Source organism: Streptomyces sp. NPDC043854 (genome assembly GCF_056436005.1).
In genome coordinates this window covers 135,533-153,922 of sequence record NZ_JBWKDK010000008.1, presented here as the reverse complement: position 1 = coordinate 153,922, position 18,390 = coordinate 135,533, and the positions used below count along the sequence as shown (strand labels likewise).

The window sequence follows — 18,390 nt, the reverse complement described above, 5'->3', positions numbered from 1 at the left end:
GTTCCCGCGCCACGGCGCATGCGGACATAGCTCAGTTGGTAGAGCACCACCTTGCCAAGGTGGATGTCGCGAGTTCGAGTCTCGTTGTCCGCTCCATGAGGGAGCAGCCCCCGGTCGGTGACCGGGGGCTTCTTCGTGTTCGCGGCGGGGGCGGTCGGTCCCGGCGCCGCCGGGCGCCCGGGCCCGGATTGCCCGGCCGGCGGACGGCGCGGGCAATCCGGGTTCAGGGCTCAGGCGCAGGGCTCAGTCCTCAGGCCCAGGTCTGGCCGGTGAGCCGCTCGTAGGCCTCGATGTACTTGGCGCGGGTCTGCTCGACGACCTCGCCCGGGAGGGCCGGCGGCGGGAGTTCGCCCTTCGGGTCCCAGCCGGAGGCCGGGGAGGACAGCCAGTCGCGGACGAACTGCTTGTCGAAGGAGGGCTGGGCGCGGCCCGGCTCCCACAGGTCGGCCGGCCAGAAGCGGGAGGAGTCCGGGGTCAGCACCTCGTCGGCGGCGACCAGGGTGCCGTCCGCGTCGAAACCGAACTCGAACTTGGTGTCCGCCAGGATGATCCCGCGCTCGCGGGCGATGTCCCGGGCCCGGCCGTACACGGCCAGGGTGGTCTGGCGCAGCAGCGCGGCGGTCTCGGCGCCGGTGGTGCGCGCGACCTCCTCGTAGGAGACGTTCTCGTCGTGCTCGCCGACCTCGGCCTTGGCGGCCGGGGTGAAGATCGGCGCGGGCAGTTCGGAGCCGTCGACGAGCCCCTCGGGCAGGGCGAGCCCGCAGACCGTACGGGTCTGGTTGTACTCGGCGAGGCCGGAGCCGGTGAGGTAGCCGCGGGCCACGCACTCGACCGGCACCATCGTCAGGTTCTTGCAGACCAGCGTGCGGCCCGCCCAGTCCGCGGGGGCGCCCGCGGGGACGTCCGTGCCGAGCACGTGGTTCGGGACCAGGTCGGCGAGCTGTTCGAACCACCACAGCGAGAGCTGCGTCAGGACCCGGCCCTTGTCCGGGATCTCGGTGGGCAGCACCCAGTCGAAGGCGGACATCCGGTCGCTGGCGACCATGACGAGGTTGCCGTCCTCGTCGCGGTAGAGATCGCGCACCTTGCCGGTGTGGAGGTGGACGAGGCCTGGAACCTGAACCGGCTCGGGCTTTTCGACGAATCCGGACACGGGGTCTCCCTGTGGTTCTGTACGAGCGCAGCCCCATTCTCCCGCACCGGCCCGCGGTGGCGGACGACGGGTCCGGGTCGGCGCGGGTCAGTCCCTCTTGCAGATCCGGTCCAGGAGGTTGGCCGTGGCCCGCTGGATCCGCTCGTCGACATGGCCGGGGCGGTCCAGGGCCGGGGACCAGCCGAAGGTGCCGGACGCGAAGACGAGGGCTCCGCTGGGGGCCCGGTACAGGGAGGTCTCCTGGTGGCGTTTGGCGCCGTCGCCGTCCAGGTACGGGGAGTGCGCGAGCAGGATCCGGTCCCGGTGCGCGGGCAGCTGGGTCCGGGGGAAGTACCGGTCGGCCTCGCCCGCGACCAGGCCGGGCAGCTCGTCGTTCTCCGCGGCGCCGGTGGACTCCCAGAGCCAGTGCGAGGCGTTGCGCACGATCAGCGGCGCGGGCTCGGGCACCCGGCCCGCGTACTGGATGCCGAGCAGCTGCTGCTCGGGGCGGTCGACCTCGCGCCACAGGCTGGGGCGGCCGGGGCCGCGGCGTTTGCGGCAGGTCAGGAGCCGGTCGGCGACCCCGGACGGGGAGGGGGCCAGCTCGACCTGCCAGTACATGGTGTTGGCGGAGAGGAAGACCAGCGAGGTGCCGTGGTCGCGGGCGCGCTCGGCGGCGCGGCGCATGGCGGCCGACCAGTACTCGTCGTGGCCCGGGAAGACCAGGCCGCGGTAGCGGGCGGGGTCGACGCGGCCGGCGTGCAGGTCGCGGGTGTCGGCGTAGGCGAGGTCGTAGCCGTAGCGCTCGGCCCAGCGGATGAAGTCGTAGGCGTGGCCCACGTGCAGGGGCAGGCCCGTACCCGCGTAGGGGCGGTCGAAGGAGACCGTGACGGCGGCGTCCTGCGTGCCGAGGAGCCGGCCCTCCTCGTCCCAGGCGTGGTAGAGGCTCGCGCCGGTGCGGCCGTCCTCGGGGTAGAGGTTGTACGCCTGCCAGGTGATGTCCGGCAGCAGGAGCAGCAGGTCGGCGGGGCGGTCGTCGCGCACGGTGAAGGGGATGTGGGAGCGGTAGCCGTCGGCGGTGGTGAGCACGGCGACGTACGCCCCGACGTTCCAGTGGTCCGGGACCCGCAGCCGCCAGGAAAGCCACCAGTGGTGGCAGGAGACGGTGCGGTCGGCGGTCAGCGGCGGCGGCTGGACGATGCCGGACAGGCGCGGGCTGGTGGTGATCCGGGCGGCGCCGGCTCCGCCGTAGTGGCCGATGCGGTGGACGTCGACGGAGAACTGCTGGGGCGGGTCCACGGTGATGTGGAAGTCGATGGTCTCGCCGGGGGCCACGGCGCCGGTGGAGGTGAACCCCTTGATCTGCCGGTGCACGTCGTCGGCGGAGCGCGGGCCGTCGGCGCGGGCGGCGCGGTCGGCGCGGTCGGCGCGGTCGGCGCGGGCTGGCCGGCCGGGGGCCCCGGCCGGATCCACGTACCAGGGCAGGACCCGGCCGGTGTCGTCGACGTGCGCCTCGGCGCCGCGGAGCCACGGCAGCGGGCCCGGCCCGAAGGGATCGTTCACCGCGTGGGCGAGCGCCCCTGACTCCCAGCGCCGGATCCGGTCCGCACCCATTCCGCTCCCCTCCCTCGCTCCCCCGAACGGCTACTGCACACGGCGGCGCGGCACGGGTCCAGGACGTCCGGCCGCGGCCGGTCCCAGCACATCACATGACGCGCTCGTTCCGTCACCGTTCGCCACAACCGGGGCCAGGGATACGGTCGGCGAGAGGCTCGGGGACAGGCCGGCGAGAGGCCGGGGCCACGGCTCGGGTCAGACCAGGCGGACCGGCTTCTCGGGGCGGATGCCCAGCTCGGCCAGCCAGTCGCGCAGGGGCTCCGGATCGCCGTCCTCGACCAGGCTCAGGACGCGGGGGGCCAGGTCCGAGCGCCGTTCGCCGCCCGCCAGCAGGACCGGGCCGTCCAGCCAGTCCAGGCCCGGGGCGGCGCCGACGCAGTCCACGGCCGCGCAGCACACGAGGGCCGTCACGTGGTCGGCGAGCAGGTCCCGGCCGCTCCTCGGCGGCTGGAGGGGGAACAGGGGCACCGCGTCCGCGCCGCGGGCCACCACGGAGCCGCGGCCTGCGGAACGTTCCTCCCTGGCCAGGTCACCGCTCAGCCGCCCGGCCAGGGCCTCGCCGGGCCCGCCCTCGCCGCCGGCGTCCGCCAGGTACCCCAGGACCCGGTCCAGCGTGGGCCCCGCCCCCGGCGGCACGGCCAGGGCGTCCAGCGCCTCGTGCAGCCTGGCCGCCTCCGCGCGCCACGTGCAGTCCACGACCTCCTCCGGGTACGCCGCCCAGTCCACCGGCGCCCAGTCCGGCCCGGGCTCGGCCGGGCCGCCGTGGAAGAGCCGCGCGGCGAGCAGGGAGGCCGCCTCGTCGACGGCGCCCGGCCGCTCCAGCAGGTCGCAGGCGGGCCGCTCGCCCAGCCGGGAGGCGAATCCGTCGGCCATCCGGTCCCGCCGGGACAGCTCGGTCAGCGCGGACACCACCCCGGCGTCGAGGTGCGAGGGCCAGCGGCCCATCCGCCACGCCGGCAGCGCCACCCGGGTCAGCAGCCGGTCCCACCCCGCGTACGCGAGGCCGACCTGCTCCTGGGCGGCTACCCGCACCCCGTAGTCCACCCGCTGCGCGCGGTCCGAGGCGGCCGCGGCCACCCCGCGCTCCATCTCGGCGGCGTCCTCCCGGCAGAGCCGCAGCAGCAGCCGCGCCGGGCCGGCGATCCAGCCGAGGCCGGGCCGCCCGGCCACGCCCACGGCGGCGTCCAGCCCGCGCACGAAGCCACGGGCATCGGCTATGTCCGGATGCGCCGAGGGTCCCGTACCGGCGACGACCGGGGCGAGCACGGCCCGCAGCTCGGCGACCCTCATCCACCACAGGAAGGGCGAGCCGATCACCAGCACGGGCGCCGCGCCCGGCTCGGTCCCGGGCCCGGAGGCCGCGCCGCGCCGCCGGTGGGCCGCATGCGTGCGGTCCTCCAGCCAGCTGTCGCAGTCCGGCGTCAGGGCTATCGCGGAGGGCGCCGGCACCTCCATGCGGTCCGCCAGGTCCCGCACCAGCCGGTACAGGTCGGGCGCCTCGGCCTCGGCCAGCGGCACGGTCGGCGTCACGACCGGGCCCGCCCGCACCACCACCGCGGTGAAGATCCCGCCCACCAGCAGCACCAGCACGGCGACCGCGCACACGACGAGGGTCACCAGCGGCCAGGGGTCCCCGGCCAGCCGGCCCGTCATCCGGGCGGAGACCAGCACCACCGCGAGGGCGGCGGGCAGCAGGCCGACGGCCAGCACCCTGCTGCGCACGCGCAGCACGGCCAAGGCCCGGGAGCGCGCGGACGGCGGGCTCCCTTCCCGATACGAACCGGTTCCGGACACGACCGGACCTCACCCCCTCTGCCCTGCGGCGGTTTTGCTCACTCCCCCACTGTGACACCCGCCACTGACATCGCAATGCCGGTGGGCCAAGTGCCGGAATGCTTGCGCCGCACCCTAGTTGGGGAGCGTCCGGCAGTCAGCCAGACGGTAGGACGATCACCCGATGGAATGGCTTTGGCTAAAGCTGCTGCGTTCGAACGCGGCCGGATGCACTCGTACACGCACATGCGCGCGGGCCCGGTCCGCACCTGTGTGCGTACCGGGCCCGCGTCGTGACCGCGCTGCCGCTCGGCGTCCTCAGGCCCGGCCGTCCGCCGCCCTGGCCGCGATGTCCGTCCGGTGGTGCGAGCCGTCCAGGCGGATCCGCGCGACCGCCTTGTACGCCTTCTCGCGGGCCTGCACCAGGTCGGAGCCGGTCGCCGTCACCGACAGGACGCGGCCGCCCGCGCTGACGACCGCGTCGCCCTCGCGCCGGGTCCCGGCGTGCAGCACGTACGCGTCGGGGCCGTCCTCGGCGGCCACCTCGGCCAGGCCCTCGATCGGGTCGCCGGTGCGCGGGGTGCCCGGGTAGTTGTGGGAGGCGATGACGACCGTGACGGCCGCGTCCTCCCGCCAGGTGAGCGGGGGCTCGGCGTCCAGGGTGCCCTTGGCGGCGCTCAGCAGCAGGCCCGCGAGCGGGGTCCGCAGCCGGGCCAGGACGACCTGCGTCTCGGGGTCGCCGAAGCGGGCGTTGAACTCGATGACGCGCACGCCGCGCGAGGTGATCGCAAGTCCGGCGTACAGCAGCCCGGAGAAGGGGGTACCGCGGTGGCGCAGCTCGTCCACGGTCGGCTGGAGCACCGTCTCCAGGACCTCGTCGACGAGCTTCGGGTCGGCCCACGGCAGGGGCGAGTACGCGCCCATGCCGCCGGTGTTGGGCCCCTCGTCGCCGTCGAGGGCGCGCTTGAAGTCCTGCGCGGGCTGGAGCGGGAGGACGGTGGTGCCGTCGGTGACGGCGAAGAGCGAGACCTCGGGGCCGTCGAGGTACTCCTCGATGACGACGCGGTCGCAGGCCAGGGCGTGCTCGCGGGCGGCGTCCCGGTCCTCGGTGACGACGACGCCCTTGCCAGCGGCGAGGCCGTCGTCCTTGACGACGTAGGGCGCGCCGAAGGAGTCGAGGGCCGCGTCCACCTCCTCCGGGGTGGTGCACACGTAGCTGCGCGCGGTCGGGACGCCGGCCGCGGCCATCACGTCCTTCGCGAACGCCTTCGAGCCCTCCAGCTGCGCCGCTTCGGCGGACGGGCCGAAGACGGGGACGCCGGCGGCGCGGACGGCGTCGGCGACACCGGCGACCAGGGGCGCCTCCGGGCCGATGACGACCAGGTCGGCGCCGAGCTCGGTGGCGAGGCCCGCCACGGCCGCGCCGTCGAGGGCGTCGACCGGGCGCAGCTCCGCCACCTCGGCGATGCCGGCGTTGCCGGGGGCGCAGTAGAGCGCGTTGACGTCGGGGTCGAGGGACAGAGAGCGGCACAGGGCGTGTTCGCGGGCGCCGCCGCCGATGACGAGGACCTTCACGCCATGCAGCCTAGCCCGCCGGGCGACCGGACCTTCGTGCGGCCACCCAAACGCGGGTCCCTACTCGTTCGTGTATTCCTCCACAACCGTGGCGCCGAGCTCGCGCACGATCAGCTCGTGCCCGGTGAGGGCGCTGTCGACGAGGTCGGGGTCGTCCTCCTCCGGTACGTCGTCCTCCGGCGCCACCGGCGGCGCCTGCCGTACGGGCGGCTGCGGCGCGGGGGCGGCCTGCGGGGGCTGCGGCGGCCGGGGCTGCTGCGGGGCGGCCGGAGCCTGCTGCACGGGGGCCGGGGCGGGTGCGGGCGGCGGCGGGCTGTAGGCGGGCGCGGGCGCGGCCGGGGCGGCGTACGCGGAGGCGGCGGCCTGCGGTGCGGGCTGGCCGCCACCCTGGCCCACGACGGCGTCGATCTTCCAGTTGACCTGGAACTGCTCGGCCAGGACGGCCTTGAGCACGTCCTCGCTGCCGCTGCTGGCGAAGTTGTCGCGGGCTCCGGCGTTCGGGAAGCCCAGCTGCAGGGTCGTCCCGTCGAAGCCGGTGACCTGGGCGTTCTGGCTGAGCAGGATCCAGGTGAAGCGGCGGCGGTTCTTGACGGCCTCCAGGACGCCGGGCCACATCGCCTGCACCTGCCCGGCTCCGGCGGCCATGCCGGGGGACGGCGCGGCAGCGGCGGCAGGCGCCGGGGCCGTGGCCTGGGTCTGTGCCTGTGCGGCGGGCGCGGGGGCCGCGGCGGCGGGCGCCGGGATCCCCTGGCCGGGGGCGGCCGCGGTGGGCCAGGCCCCGCGGACCCCGGACCCGGGCTGCGCGGCCCCGGGCCAGGCCCCGGGCTGCGCCGCGGGGGCGGCGGGAGCAGCAGCGGGAGCGGCCGCAGCGGGCGGGGCGGCCGCCGCAGGGGCGGCGACGGGCGCGGGCGCGGCGGGCGCGGGGGCGGCGGGCGCGGGCGCGGCGGGCGCGGGGGCGGCGGGCGCGGCCGGGGCCATGGCGTGCGCCTCGGGCCCGGGCACGTACCCCATGGCCGGGGCGGCGGCCGCGGCGGCGACGGGCACCCGCGCACCGGCAGCGGCACCGACACCGGCAGCCGCGGCGGCGGCGAGGGCGGCACCCCCGCGCTCGAGCCGCTCCAGCCGGGCCTGGAAGGACCGCTCGTCGTCGAAGGCGGCGGGCAGCAGCACGCGGGCGCAGATCAGCTCCAGCTGGAGCCGCGGCGAGGTCGCTCCCCGCATCTCGGTGAGCCCGGTGTTGACCAGGTCGGCGGCGCGGCTCAGCTCGGCCGCCCCGAAGACCGAGGCCTGGGCCTGCATCCGCTCGACCACGTCGGCGGGGGCGTCGATGAGCCCCTTCTCCCCGGCGTCGGGCACGGCGGCCAGGATCACCAGGTCGCGCAGCCGCTCCAGCAGGTCGGCGACGAACCGGCGCGGGTCGTTGCCGCCCTCGATCACCCGGTCGACGACCTCGAACGCGGCGGCCCCGTCCCCGGCGGCGAAGGCGTCCACGACGGAGTCCAGCAGCGACCCGTCGGTGTAGCCGAGCAGGGAGGTGGCCATGGCGTACGTCACGCCCTGGTCGGCCGCGCCCGCCAGCAGCTGGTCCATGACGGACATCGAGTCACGCACCGACCCGGCGCCGGCGCGCACGACGAGCGGCAGCACGCCGTCCTCGATCTTGGCCCCCTCGCGCCCGCAGACCTCGCCCAGGTAGTCCCGCAGCGTCCCGGGCGGCACGAGCCGGAAGGGGTAGTGGTGCGTCCGGGACCGGATGGTGCCGATGACCTTCTCGGGCTCGGTGGTCGCGAAGATGAACTTGAGGTGCTCCGGGGGCTCCTCGACCACCTTCAGCAGGGCGTTGAAGCCCGCCGAGGTGACCATGTGCGCCTCGTCGATGATGTAGATCTTGTACCGGCTGGCGGCCGGCCCGAAGAAGGCCTTCTCGCGCAGGTCGCGGGCGTCGTCCACGCCACCGTGCGAGGCGGCGTCGATCTCGATGACGTCGATCGAGCCCGGGCCGTTGCGCGCCAGGTCCCGGCAGGACTGGCACTCGCCGCAGGGGTCGGGCGTGGGGCCCTGCTCGCAGTTCAGGCACCGGGCGAGGATGCGCGCGCTGGTGGTCTTGCCGCAGCCGCGGGGACCGCTGAACAGGTACGCGTGGTTGACCCGGTTGTTCCGCAGGGCCTGCATCAGCGGGGCAGTGACATGCTCCTGCCCGATGACCTCGGCGAACGACTCGGGACGATAGCGGCGGTACAGCGCAAGGGACGACACGTCTACGAGGTTATCGGGGCCCGCCGACAAAGCGGGCCCGCCCGCCCTCCGGAACGCCCGTCCCGGAACGCAAAGCGCCCCTCACGCACCCGCCAGAGCCCACTTACCCTTGCTGCCTTCCGGCCCTGGGGGAGTTGGGTGAGATAGCGCCACGTGAGGGGCTGCCCCCACCCTAGCGGATGGAGCCCCCGGGATCGAGTTCGCTAGCACCCCTCATCGTCTTGTATTGTTCGTCGCGGAGGATTCGCCTAGAGGCCTAGGGCGCACGCTTGGAAAGCGTGTTGGGGGCAACCCCTCACGAGTTCGAATCTCGTATCCTCCGCCTCTGCCCACCAGGGCATACGAAGGACCCGACCGCTCAGCGGCCGGGTCCTTCGTCGTTCGGGGTCTCCCTTCGAGTCAGGAGTGCGCCTGATCGCGCCAGATGCTCGATGTTGCGGCTCACCAGAGTCCAGCCGTTCGCCAGGGCGGTGGCGGCGATCAGCGCATCGGGGGCGACCGCGCCTACGACCGGGCCTGGCAGGTCCAGGAAGCAATCGCCGCCGTGACGGGCCAGCCCCTGCAGTGGTATGGCCCGGAGCCCGGCAGGTAGGTCGGCAGTGGTTGCGGTTCCGGCAACTTGATCATTGGTCCCGGGTGGCCGTCCGTTGCTCGGTACGCTCGCCGGTCATGGACTGGCTGGAGCGGACCGCGACGTTGAGGCAGTGGACCAGGGGCGGGGCGCGCGCTCCGCACAAGCCGCTGCTCTTCCTGTACGCCCTCGGCCGGTTCCAGGAGGATGCCGACGGCGAGCTGTTCTACAGCGCGGTGGAGGAGGACCTGAAGCGGCTGCTGGCCGAGTACGGTCCGCCGAACAAGACGACGCCCGCCTACCCCTTCCACCACCTAGTCAGCGACGGGGTGTGGGAAGTGCGCACCGACCGCGGACCCGGCAGTCCCGGAAGCGTCGTGCGGGAGCTGCGGGCAGCCAGGGCCGCGGGGCGGCTGGCACCGGGGCTGCGGGCAGCGCTGCGGCAGGATCCGTCGCTGCTCGGCCGCATGGCGCGCGTCCTGCTCGACCTGCACTTCCCACCCTCCCTCCACGGTGAACTGTGCGAAGCGATCAGCCTGGAGCTGGAGCCGGCGGACAGCGGACGGCTGTCGCCGGCGCGGCGGCAGAGGGACCGCCGGATGCGGGAGCTGGTGCTGGCGGCTTACGAGTACCAGTGCGCCTTCTGCGGTTACGACGGGCAGATCGGGACGGTGCCGGTCGGGCTGGAGGCCGCACACGTGCGCTGGTGGGCGTTCGGCGGTCCGGACGAGGTCGACAACGGCCTCTGCCTGTGCTCGCTGCACCACAAGCTCTTCGACAAGGGCGTCCTCGGCGTCGGCGACGGCTACCGCATCCTGGTCTCGCAGCGCTTCGTCGGCCGAAGCCCCGCGGCCCGCGAGCATGTCACAGCCCTCGCGGGCCGTCCGCTCATCGGCCCTCAACCGGGCACCCGCCCCATCGCGGCGGTCCACCGCACCTGGCACACCGGCCAGGTCTTCCACGGCGCCCCGCGCCCCGGCACGGATCTTCCGTGAAGCCGCGCCACGTGCCTGCTGCACCGGCCCAGGCCCATGTGCCGCTCGCAGGCGACAGCTGTTCCCCGCACGTCGCACTGCGGCTGGTCCGGGCGCCGGGACCCGCCGGTCTCAGGAGGCCCAGGGCAGGGGGCGGGTGCCTTCGGCGCCGGGGACGGAGACGACGCCGTCCGCGCGCATGGCGACGTGCGCCTCGGCCGCCTGCGGGGCGTGGACCCGGCGGATCCGGTCTGGCGGGAGGACGAGGGTCTGGCCGGCCGTGATCGTCTCGGTGCGGCCCTCGCAGGTGACCTCCAGGGCTCCGGCGGTCACCGTCCAGACCTGTTCGCGGCTGACGGAGTGCTCGGGGCCGGTGCGGCCGGCCTCGATGGCCACGGTCCAGGTGCTGATCTCGGTGCTGCCCCGGCTGGGCGCGGCCAGGCCGGTCATACGGGCGTTCGGGGTCTCGGTGACGTTCCCGGCGGCCGGGGTGATCACGCGCAAGGCGCCTCCTCAGGACGAGCCCTTCGGGCAATTCTTGCCTCGGGAGTAAATTTACGTCTGGGCGACGTCGGCGAGCAAGGGGAATTTTGCTACGAGGGTAAGATTTGGCCCATGGCTACTACCGAGCTGGGGCTCCGTGAGTCCAAGAAGCAGGAGACCAGGCAGCTGATCTCCGACTGCGCCACCCGGCTCTTCATCGAGCAGGGCTTCGAGCAGACGACCATCGCCGAGATCGCCGCCGCCGCACGCGTCGCGAAGAAGACGGTCACCAACTATTTCCCGCGCAAGGAGGACCTGGCCCTCGACCACCACGAGGTGTTCACGGAGCGCCTGGCCCGGACCGTCGCCGAGCGCGCCCCGGGCGAGGCGCCGCTCCTCGCCCTCGGCCGGACCTTCCGCGCCACCCTCGTCGAGCACGACCCGGTCGCCGGGTTCACCGGGCTCGCCTTCGCCCGCATGGTCGCCGACAGCCCCACGCTCTGCGCGCGCCTGCGCGAGCTGCACGACCTGCGCGAGGAGGCGCTCGCCGAGGCCCTCGCCGCCGCGACTCCGCAGACGGCTCCGGCCGGCGCCCCCCGGATCGCCGCGGCCCTGATCGCGGCCGCGGACCGGCTGCTGTTCCGGCGCGTGCAGGAACTCACCCTGGCCGGGCGGACCGACGACGAGATCGAGGCCGAGCTGACACCGGAGGCGGACCACGCGTACGCCCTCCTCCTCGCGGCCCTGGGCGACCACCCCGCGACCGCCTGATCCGGCGGGCCAGTCGGCGGGCCAGTCGGCGGGTCAGGCGGTGGGTCAGTCGGCGGCCAGGGCGACCTCCGTCGCCTTGACCAGCGCGACCACCGGCGACCCGGCGGCCAGGCCGAGCGCTTCGACGGCGTCCTTGGTGACGGCGGCGGTGAGCACGTTGTCGTTGACGACCACCGTGACCGTGGCCATGGCGGCGCCGGTGGAGATGCCGGCGACGGTGCCGGCCAGCTGGTTGCGGATGCTGATGGCGTCGACGGCTTCGTTGGCCAGGGCCACTTCGGTGGCCTTGACCAGGGCCCTGACGGCCGAGCCGACCGTGAGGCCGAGCTCCCGGGCGGCATCGCTCGTGATGGCGGCGACGATGTCCTGGCCGCCCTCCAGCCGGATCTTCACCGTGGTCATGGCCTCGCCGGCGGTGACGTCGGTGACGGTGCCGACCAACCGGTTGCGGATGCTCAGGCTCATGGAAGGTGTCCCCACTCGTGCAGGTGGTGTCGTGCGGATGTCGTGCGGGTGGTGTCGTACAGGTGTCGTACGGCGGCGCGTCGGCCGGGCACCGGCTGCGGGTGGCCGGCGGTGCGCCGGCCACCCGTGCTCCTCGGGTCCGGACGGCCGGTCAGACGTCCGTCATCTGCGGCATCTCGCCCACCGTCGTCGACATGTCGATGACCGCGAACGCCGCCCCCTGCTGGTCCGTCAGCGCGGCGAACCGGCCGAACGGGCTGTCCATCGGCCCGAAGTGGAGCGCGCCGCCCAGCTTCTTCGCCTTCGCCACGGCCTCGTCGCAGTTCGGAACCGCGAAGTAGACCTGGATGTACGAGGGGATCTCGGGCGGGAACTCCTCGCCCATCAGCATCCGGCCGAGCACCGGCTTGTCGGGGCCGCCGGAGCTGAAGACCCGGAAGTCCATCCCGGCCGTCTCGGGGCTGTCGCCCGGTTCCATCTGCCGGGCGCCGTACGGGAAGACCCGCGGGAGGAAGCCGTCCACCTTGTCCACGTCCCGGGTGAAGACCTCGGCCCACGCATAGGACCCCGGCTCCCCCATCTTCTCGAAGCCCTTGTGGTCGCCGGGCTGCCAGACGCCGAAGACCGCGCCGCTCGGCTCCTGCGCGATCACCATCGTGCCGAAGCTGCCGACCTGCATCGGGCCCATCATCACCTCGCCGCCGGCCGCCTTGATCTTCTCGGCGGTGGCCGCCGCGTCCGGCGAGGCGAAGTACAGACACCACTGCGACGGGGCGTCCGCACCCGGCATCGGCGGGACGACGGCCGCGACCGCCTTGCCGTCCGAATAGGCCTGCGTGTAGTTGCCGTACTCACTGGAAGCCTCGCCGAAGGTCCACCCCAGCACCTCGCCGTAGAAGGCCTTCGCGCCCTCCACGTCCTTGAACATCGCGTCCACCCAGCAGGGTGCGCCTTCCGAGAACTCAGCCATGATCGATCGACTCCTGTGTCGTGCTCGTTCGTGGTCGTGACCGTTTTCCGGCTACTCACGCTAGGCGGGCGGTGCGCCGACCGCGCGGGGAACGCGGCCACGCGAGAGGCTGGATCCATGGACATCACGATGCGGCTGGCCCAGCAGCCGGAGGCCGACGAGCTGCTCGGCCGCAGTCCCCTCGCCGCGCTGGTCGGCATGCTGCTGGACCAGCAGGTGCCGATGGAATGGGCGTTCTCCGGCCCGTACACCATTGCCCGGCGGATGGGCGCGGACGACCTGGACGCCCACGCGATCGCGGCCTACGACCCCGAGGCATTCGCCGCGCTGCTCTCCGAGAAGCCCGCCGTGCACCGCTATCCCGGGTCGATGGCGAAGCGGGTCCAGCAGCTGTGCGCGTACCTGGTGGAGCACTACGACGGGGACGCGGCGGCCCTGTGGGCCGATGCCGGCACCGGGTCGGAGCTGCTGAAGCGGCTCAAGGACCTGCCGGGGTTCGGGGAGCAGAAGGCCCGGATCTTCCTGGCGCTGCTGGGCAAGCAGCTCGGCGTACGCCCCGAGGGGTGGCGCGAGGCGGCCGGGGGCTACGGCGAGGCGGACGTCTACCGGTCGGCGGCCGACATCACCGGGCCGGAGTCGCTGGCCAGGGTGCGGGCGTACAAACAGGAGATGAAGGCCGCCGCGAAGGCTGAGACGAAGACGAGGACGGGCAAGGCGAAGGGCTGAGGCAGGCCCCGGGGCCCGACCCGAGGCCTGCGAATTGACCGGGGAAAGCGTGCCCCGATTGCCCCCTGCCGCCGGTCAACCGGGGGCCTAGATTCGTGGTCATGAACAGCGAAGCGACGAAGCAGACGACGCCGAAGACGCAGACGACGCAGACGACGCAGACGACCGGAGGACACGAGGTCCTCACCCGCGCCGCCACCGCCGAGACCATCACCGACGGCCCCGGCAGCACCATCACCCTGCTCACCGACACCGCCGAACTCACCTGCAACACCGCAGCCTTCGAGGAGGGCGCGGCGGGCGCCCCGGTGCACTTCCACACCAAGGCGACCGAGTTCTTCCACGTCCTCGCCGGGCGGCTGGACGTCCTCGTCGGCGACGAGGTCCGCACTCTCACGGCCGGCGACTTCCTCTCCGTCCCACCCGGCGTGAAGCACGCCTTCGCGCCCCACCCGGGCCACACCGCCGAGGTCTTCGTCGGCTTCACGCCCGGCATGGGCCGCTTCGACTACTACCGGCTGCTCGGCCGGGTCCGCGCAGGCGAGGCCACCGTCCAGGACATCCTGGACAGCCAGCCGGTGTACGACAACCACTACGCGGAGAGCGACGCCTGGGCCGGCCGCCTCCGCAGCGCCGACGCGTAGACCTCGTCCGCGGCCAGCCGCCGCAGCTCCTCCGAGATCAGCTCGGCGGTGCTGCGGATCTTCAGGGCCACCTTGCGGTCCGGGCTGCCCGGCAGGACCAGGGCGGCCAGGGCCCCGTCGGGGCGGTTCACGCGGATCGGGCCCTGCGCGGTGTCCAGCCGGACCCCGGTGATCACCGGCCCGTCGGTGACGACCCGCTCCACCGGGACGCCCAGCCGGTCCTCCAGCCAGCGCGCCAGCAGTTCGGCGCTCGGATTGCCGGCCTCGCTCTCCACCGCCCCGCCGGTCACCGGCAGCGGCTTCTGGTCCATCGCCGCCGCCAGCAGCGCCCGCCAGGGCGTCAGCCGGGTCCAGGCGAGGTCGGTGTCGCCGGCGGCGTACGAGGCCGCCCGCTCGTCCAGCACCGCGAGCGGGTCCGCGGCCGCCTCGGCGTCCGTGATCCGGCGCTGCGCCAGCGCGCCCAGCGGATCCCCGGCCGGGTCGGCGGGGGCGTCGACCGGCCACCACGCCACCACGGGGGCGTCCGGCACCAGGAGCGGCAGGACCACGGAGCCCGCCTGGCCGGTGAGCGCCCCGTGCAGGCGCAGCACCACGATCTCCCCGCTCCCGGCGTCCGAGCCGAGGCGCAGCTCGGCGTCCAGGCGGGTCTGGCGCAGCTTGTGCGGGCCGCGCGAGGTGCGGTTGATCACCGCGATGATGCGGCACGGGTGTGCGCGCGAGGCCTCCGAGGCCGCGCGGAGGGCGTCGTAGGCGTTCTCTTCGTCGGTCACGATGACGAGCGTCAGCACCAGGCCCATGGCGGGGCTTCCGATGGCCCGGCGGGCGTCGAGCAGGGCCCGGTCGGTCTTGCCGGACGTGGTGTCGATGAGTTCGGTCCGCATGGCGGAAGTCTGTCAGCGCCCGCCGCACCGGTGTCATCCGGCCGTGCGGCCATCCGTCACCTGCACTCGCCGGCGGATCGGCCTCGAATCGGCGCTACTTCGCGAGGGGGACGCGGATCTGCCGGTCCGGCAGCCAGGTTCCGTCCCGGAGCAGAGCACCCGGGTCGAGCGCGCGTCCGGTGACGACGTATCCGGCGGCGATCCGGGCCGCCGGCGACGCGGTTCGGTGCTCTCGCCGATACGACACTCACTCCCGATATGGCCCTGGCTGCCACCTTTGCACCGCCGGTACGAGGCTGCGCCCGCTGCCACCGGCCCGGTAGGCTTTCCGTGTGATCTTCAAGCGCATCGGAAACGGGCGGCCGTACCCCGACCACGGCAGGGAAACCACCCGGCAGTGGGCGGATGTCGCCCCGCGCCCGGTCCGGCTCGACCAGTTGGTGACGACCAAGGGGCAGCTGGACCTCGAGACGCTGCTCGCCGAGGACTCGACCTTCTACGGGGACCTCTTCGCGCACGTCGTGAAGTGGCAGGGCGACCTGTACCTGGAGGACGGCCTGCACCGCGCCGTGCGCGCGGCGCTCCAGCAGCGCCAGGTGCTGCACGCGCGCGTCCTCGAAATGGACTGACGCCGCCGGCTCGCCCCCGGCGGCACACCGGCCCGCCCGCACCCCGTGCGGCACGCCGCCCTGCCCGCGCGCCCGTGCGCGCCCGCGCGTTCCTGCATCCATTCCCATGTAGAGCCTTTTTTGCGCGAATTGCGCCTTTCGGGTCGGCCTTGCCCTATCAACAGATCATTTGGTGGGCATCGACGGCGGCCGGTATTACGCTGCGCCCATGAGCATGCTCACTCCCCCCGGCATGGGCGGAAAGTACCGCGTCACGGGGACGGCCTACCCCCGTCTGAGCCGACCTCGGCGCCGCCGCAGGATCGTCTTCACCGTGCTCGGCGCAATCCTCGGCCTCGCCCTGCTTGGCTACGGATCACTGCAGCTCATCCACGTGTTCCGGGGCGACGGCGACGACCAGGGCAAACGCGGCACCACCGCCGCCGGGAACTGCCCGAGCGCCAGGCCCAAGCCGGGCGCGGCCCCCGCGAGCGCGGCTCCGGCGGTCGTGCTCCCGAAGCCCGGCGACATCACGGTCAACGTGTACAACGCCACACAGCGCACGGGTCTCGCCAAGGCCGTCGGGGACGAGCTGAAGAAGCGCGGCTTCACCGTCGGGCAGGTCGGCAACGCTCCCGCCGACTTCGACAAGAAGGTCCCCGGGACCGGGATACTGCTCGGCTCCGCGAAGACGGACAAGGCGGTCTACTCCGTCCTGGGCAGCCAGATCGAGGGCGACACCCTGCAGAACGACGCCCGCGAGGGCGCGGACGTCGACCTGATCATCGGCGACGCCTTCATGCAGCTCAGCCCGCAGGGGGCCGCGGACAAGGAGCTGGCGCTCCTCGCCAACCCGCGGCCGGCGCCCGCCACCACCTGCTGACGCCGTCGGGGCACGGGGCCGTCCCCGCGCCCCGACGTCAGGACTTCCGGCGTGTCGGCGTGCCGGACAACCGGACTCCGGTCCGTACGGCCTACTCCGCCGAGCCGTACATGCGGTCGCCCGCGTCGCCCAGCCCCGGCACGATGTAGCCCTGCTCGTTGAGCCGCTCGTCCACCGCGGCCGTCACCACCGTCACCGGCGTGCCCGCGAGCTCGCGCTCCATGACCTCGACGCCCTCCGGCGCGGCCAGCAGCACCACGGCCGTCACGTCGTCGGCGCCGCGCTTGATCAGCTCCTGGATCGCCGCGACCAGCGTGCCGCCCGTGGCCAGCATCGGGTCGACCACGTACACCTGGCGCCCGGACAGGTCCTCCGGCATGCGCGTCGCGTACGTGGAGGCCTCCAGGGTCTCCTCGTTGCGGACCATGCCCAGGAAGCCCACCTCGGCGGTCGGCAGCAGCCGCACCATGCCGTCCAGCATGCCCAGGCCGGCACGCAGGATCGGCACGACCAGCGGGCGCGGGTGCGAGAGCTTCACACCGGTGGTCGGGGCGACCGGGGTCTCGATGTCCGACTGCTCGGTGCGCACGTCCCGGGTGGCCTCGTACGCGAGGAGCGTCACCAGTTCGTCGGCGAGACGGCGGAAGGTGGGGGAGTCGGTGCGCTTGTCGCGCAGAGCGGTCAGCTTGTGCGCCACCAACGGGTGATCGACGACCTGCAAACGCACAACATCCTCCAAGGCTCAAGAGTCGGGTTTCGACCTGCGACCTGCAAAAAAACGGCCGCAACGTTTGCGCGACCCACATCCGAAAGGCTACGCGGTGCGCGCACCCCCGTGCGCCGGGACTGCGCGCCGCGCCCGGCCGTGCTTCCCGTGGCTTCCCCGCACGCCCACCGTGATTCCCCCAGCCGCCCCCCGCGATCCCCCGCCCGCCCAGCCTGGTACTCCCGCCCGCACACTCTGATACCCCCGCCCGCCCACCCGCAGTCCCTGGGATGCGGCCCGCCCCCGCGCGCAGCACGCTGGACGGGTGAGCAGCAACGCACCGGTGATCGCGGCCGTCGACGGTTCCGACCACAGCCTGCGCGCACTGGAGTGGGCCCGACAGGCCGCCCTCCGGCACGGCGCCGGCCTCCTCGTCGCCCACGTGCTGCCCGACACCTCCCAGCTGTACACGGCCCGCCGCCAGGCCGTCTCCGACCCGGCGGCCCCGAAGACGTACGCCGATCCGCTGGAGGAGCGGATCCGGAACCTGCTCGCCGAGGCCCCCGAACTGCCGGAGGAGGTGCGCTACGAGGCCCTCACCGGCTCCGTGCCGGAAGCGCTGCGGGTGATCGGCTCCGAGGCCCGGACGCTGGTCATGGGGTCCCGCGGACGCGGCGGCTTCGCGACCCTGCTGCTCGGCTCGAACAGCCACGCCGTGGCCGCGACCGCGCGCTGCCCGGTGGTGGTCGTCCCGCACGAGGCGCGGACCGCGGAGGCCGGTCCGGACTCCTCGGCCGGCCGGGTGGTGCTCGGCCTGCACGCCGCCGAGACCCCGGACGACGTCCTGGACTTCGCCTTCACGGAGGCCGCCGCACGGGGGACCACCGTCCAGGTGGTCTCCGCGTACGCCATCCCGCCGACGCCCGTCGTGATCGTCGACACGCCGTTCGCCGTGCTCACCCCGGACGGTCTCGCGGACGGGGCGGACGTGGTCCCCGCGGAGCGGGAGATGCTGCGCGCCCAAACGCAGCGGCTGGCCCCCTTCCGGGAGCGCTGGCCCGGCGTACCGGTCGTCCAGGCCGCCGTGCCCGGGGACGCGGCTGGCCGGCTCGTCGAGGCCTCGCGCGCCGCGGCCCTCGTGGTGGTGGGTCGGCACCACCCGCGCCGCACCATCCGGAACGTGATGATCGGCTCGGTGGCGCACGCCGTCCTGCACCACGCGCACGGCCCGGTGGCCATCGTCCCCACCCTCTCGGACGACCCCTGACCTGCAAGGGGGTGGCATCAATCGGCCCGACCGAGGGAAGGTGGGGGTGCGGGGGGTCTGCTTCGCGCCGGCGGAGGAGGACGACCGG

18 protein-coding genes, 2 tRNA genes and 1 other RNA gene are annotated in these 18,390 nt (G+C 73.9%); 9 read left to right on the top strand and 12 right to left on the bottom strand.

Annotated features, from left to right (window positions below; translation table 11 throughout):
• Positions 1-20: 20 nt before the first annotated feature.
• Positions 21-96 (top strand) — tRNA-Gly (locus tag AC068A_RS10765).
• Positions 97-250: 154 nt separating this feature from the next.
• Here the strand turns inward: AC068A_RS10765 and AC068A_RS10760 are convergent.
• From AC068A_RS10760 to ffs, 6 genes are all read right to left on the bottom strand, one after another.
• Positions 251-1,153 carry a phosphoribosylaminoimidazolesuccinocarboxamide synthase gene (locus AC068A_RS10760; RefSeq protein ID WP_478583543.1) on the bottom strand — a complete coding sequence of 301 codons (903 nt, stop codon included), beginning with the start codon at positions 1,151-1,153 and terminating at the stop codon, positions 251-253.
• A gap of 87 nt (positions 1,154-1,240) precedes the next feature.
• Positions 1,241-2,746, bottom strand: a complete 1,506-nt coding sequence (locus tag AC068A_RS10755) for a N,N-dimethylformamidase beta subunit family domain-containing protein (protein WP_478583541.1) — start codon at positions 2,744-2,746, stop codon at positions 1,241-1,243.
• Positions 2,747-2,944: 198 nt separating this feature from the next.
• A complete protein-coding gene (locus tag AC068A_RS10750) occupies positions 2,945-4,543 on the bottom strand; it encodes a hypothetical protein (RefSeq protein ID WP_478583539.1) in 1,599 nt (532 codons plus the stop codon).
• 297 nt (positions 4,544-4,840) lie between these two features.
• Entirely contained in the window at positions 4,841-6,097 is a 1,257-nt protein-coding gene (purD, locus tag AC068A_RS10745) for a phosphoribosylamine--glycine ligase (RefSeq protein WP_478583537.1), read from the bottom strand.
• Between the two features lie 60 nt (positions 6,098-6,157).
• Positions 6,158-8,353 carry a DNA polymerase III subunit gamma and tau gene (locus AC068A_RS10740; protein ID WP_478583535.1) on the bottom strand — a complete coding sequence of 732 codons (2,196 nt, stop codon included), beginning with the start codon at positions 8,351-8,353 and terminating at the stop codon, positions 6,158-6,160.
• A 67-nt stretch (positions 8,354-8,420) separates the two neighbouring features.
• An RNA gene (gene ffs, locus AC068A_RS10735) (signal recognition particle sRNA small type) lies at positions 8,421-8,519 on the bottom strand.
• Positions 8,520-8,590: 71 nt separating this feature from the next.
• On the opposite strand from ffs, the gene AC068A_RS10730 reads away from it, so the two are divergent.
• Positions 8,591-8,675 (top strand) — tRNA-Ser (locus AC068A_RS10730).
• A gap of 347 nt (positions 8,676-9,022) precedes the next feature.
• A complete protein-coding gene (locus AC068A_RS10725) occupies positions 9,023-9,919 on the top strand; it encodes a phosphorothioated DNA-binding restriction endonuclease (RefSeq protein ID WP_478583533.1) in 897 nt (298 codons plus the stop codon).
• Between the two features lie 111 nt (positions 9,920-10,030).
• Here AC068A_RS10725 and AC068A_RS10720 read toward each other — a convergent pair whose 3' ends face one another.
• Entirely contained in the window at positions 10,031-10,396 is a 366-nt protein-coding gene (locus AC068A_RS10720) for a cupin domain-containing protein (RefSeq protein ID WP_478583626.1), read from the bottom strand.
• Between the two features lie 117 nt (positions 10,397-10,513).
• On the opposite strand from AC068A_RS10720, the gene AC068A_RS10715 reads away from it, so the two are divergent.
• Positions 10,514-11,152, top strand: a complete 639-nt coding sequence (locus AC068A_RS10715) for a TetR/AcrR family transcriptional regulator (protein WP_478583532.1) — start codon at positions 10,514-10,516, stop codon at positions 11,150-11,152.
• A 45-nt stretch (positions 11,153-11,197) separates the two neighbouring features.
• On the opposite strand, the gene AC068A_RS10710 is transcribed toward AC068A_RS10715, so the two are convergent.
• Together AC068A_RS10710 and AC068A_RS10705 are read right to left on the bottom strand one after the other, a co-directional pair.
• Positions 11,198-11,617, bottom strand: coding sequence for a TOBE domain-containing protein (locus tag AC068A_RS10710; RefSeq protein ID WP_478583530.1), 420 nt, complete (start codon positions 11,615-11,617; stop codon positions 11,198-11,200).
• Between the two features lie 151 nt (positions 11,618-11,768).
• Positions 11,769-12,587 carry a VOC family protein gene (locus tag AC068A_RS10705; protein ID WP_478583528.1) on the bottom strand — a complete coding sequence of 273 codons (819 nt, stop codon included), beginning with the start codon at positions 12,585-12,587 and terminating at the stop codon, positions 11,769-11,771.
• Between the two features lie 117 nt (positions 12,588-12,704).
• Here AC068A_RS10705 and AC068A_RS10700 point away from each other — a divergent pair, with 117 nt between their 5' ends.
• Together AC068A_RS10700 and AC068A_RS10695 are read left to right on the top strand one after the other, a co-directional pair.
• Positions 12,705-13,313, top strand: coding sequence for an HhH-GPD-type base excision DNA repair protein (locus AC068A_RS10700; protein ID WP_478583526.1), 609 nt, complete (start codon positions 12,705-12,707; stop codon positions 13,311-13,313).
• A gap of 101 nt (positions 13,314-13,414) precedes the next feature.
• A complete protein-coding gene (locus AC068A_RS10695; protein ID WP_478583524.1) occupies positions 13,415-13,957 on the top strand; it encodes a cupin domain-containing protein in 543 nt (180 codons plus the stop codon).
• Here AC068A_RS10695 and opcA read toward each other — a convergent pair.
• Together opcA and AC068A_RS10685 are read right to left on the bottom strand one after the other, a co-directional pair.
• Positions 13,906-14,838 carry a glucose-6-phosphate dehydrogenase assembly protein OpcA gene (gene opcA / locus AC068A_RS10690; protein ID WP_478583522.1) on the bottom strand — a complete coding sequence of 311 codons (933 nt, stop codon included), beginning with the start codon at positions 14,836-14,838 and terminating at the stop codon, positions 13,906-13,908. The two genes, AC068A_RS10695 and opcA, sit on opposite strands and share 52 nt — an antisense overlap.
• A 94-nt stretch (positions 14,839-14,932) precedes the next feature.
• On the bottom strand, positions 14,933-15,085 hold the full coding sequence (locus tag AC068A_RS10685) for a hypothetical protein (RefSeq protein ID WP_478583520.1): 153 nt from the start codon (positions 15,083-15,085) through the stop codon (positions 14,933-14,935).
• Between the two features lie 85 nt (positions 15,086-15,170).
• Between AC068A_RS10685 and AC068A_RS10680 the strand changes: the two genes are divergently transcribed.
• Complete coding sequence (locus tag AC068A_RS10680) at positions 15,171-15,467, top strand: type II toxin-antitoxin system VapB family antitoxin (RefSeq protein ID WP_114058229.1); 297 nt, start codon at positions 15,171-15,173, stop codon at positions 15,465-15,467.
• A 208-nt stretch (positions 15,468-15,675) separates the two neighbouring features.
• Positions 15,676-16,329, top strand: coding sequence for a LytR C-terminal domain-containing protein (locus tag AC068A_RS10675; RefSeq protein ID WP_478583519.1), 654 nt, complete (start codon positions 15,676-15,678; stop codon positions 16,327-16,329).
• Between the two features lie 91 nt (positions 16,330-16,420).
• Here the strand turns inward: AC068A_RS10675 and upp are convergent, their stop codons facing one another.
• Complete coding sequence (gene upp, locus AC068A_RS10670) at positions 16,421-17,056, bottom strand: uracil phosphoribosyltransferase (RefSeq protein ID WP_478583518.1); 636 nt, start codon at positions 17,054-17,056, stop codon at positions 16,421-16,423.
• Between the two features lie 304 nt (positions 17,057-17,360).
• Between upp and AC068A_RS10665 the strand changes: the two genes are divergently transcribed.
• Entirely contained in the window at positions 17,361-18,302 is a 942-nt protein-coding gene (locus AC068A_RS10665; protein ID WP_478583517.1) for a universal stress protein, read from the top strand.
• Positions 18,303-18,390 lie beyond the last annotated feature (88 nt).

What these genes read in the sequence shown, in the direction of transcription:
- AC068A_RS10725 (WP_478583533.1), top strand. Translation starts at nt 9,023, where the DNA reads ATGGACTGGCTGGAGCGGACCGCGACGTTGAGGCAGTGGACCAGGGGC.
- AC068A_RS10700 (WP_478583526.1), top strand. Translation starts at nt 12,705, where the DNA reads ATGGACATCACGATGCGGCTGGCCCAGCAGCCGGAGGCCGACGAGCTG.
- AC068A_RS10705 (WP_478583528.1), bottom strand. Translation starts at nt 12,587, where the DNA reads ATGGCTGAGTTCTCGGAAGGCGCACCCTGCTGGGTGGACGCGATGTTC.
- AC068A_RS10710 (WP_478583530.1), bottom strand. Translation starts at nt 11,617, where the DNA reads ATGAGCCTGAGCATCCGCAACCGGTTGGTCGGCACCGTCACCGACGTC.
- AC068A_RS10715 (WP_478583532.1), top strand. Translation starts at nt 10,514, where the DNA reads ATGGCTACTACCGAGCTGGGGCTCCGTGAGTCCAAGAAGCAGGAGACC.
- opcA (WP_478583522.1), bottom strand. Translation starts at nt 14,838, where the DNA reads ATGCGGACCGAACTCATCGACACCACGTCCGGCAAGACCGACCGGGCC.
- AC068A_RS10755 (WP_478583541.1), bottom strand. Translation starts at nt 2,746, where the DNA reads ATGGGTGCGGACCGGATCCGGCGCTGGGAGTCAGGGGCGCTCGCCCAC.
- AC068A_RS10695 (WP_478583524.1), top strand. Translation starts at nt 13,415, where the DNA reads ATGAACAGCGAAGCGACGAAGCAGACGACGCCGAAGACGCAGACGACG.
- AC068A_RS10675 (WP_478583519.1), top strand. Translation starts at nt 15,676, where the DNA reads ATGAGCATGCTCACTCCCCCCGGCATGGGCGGAAAGTACCGCGTCACG.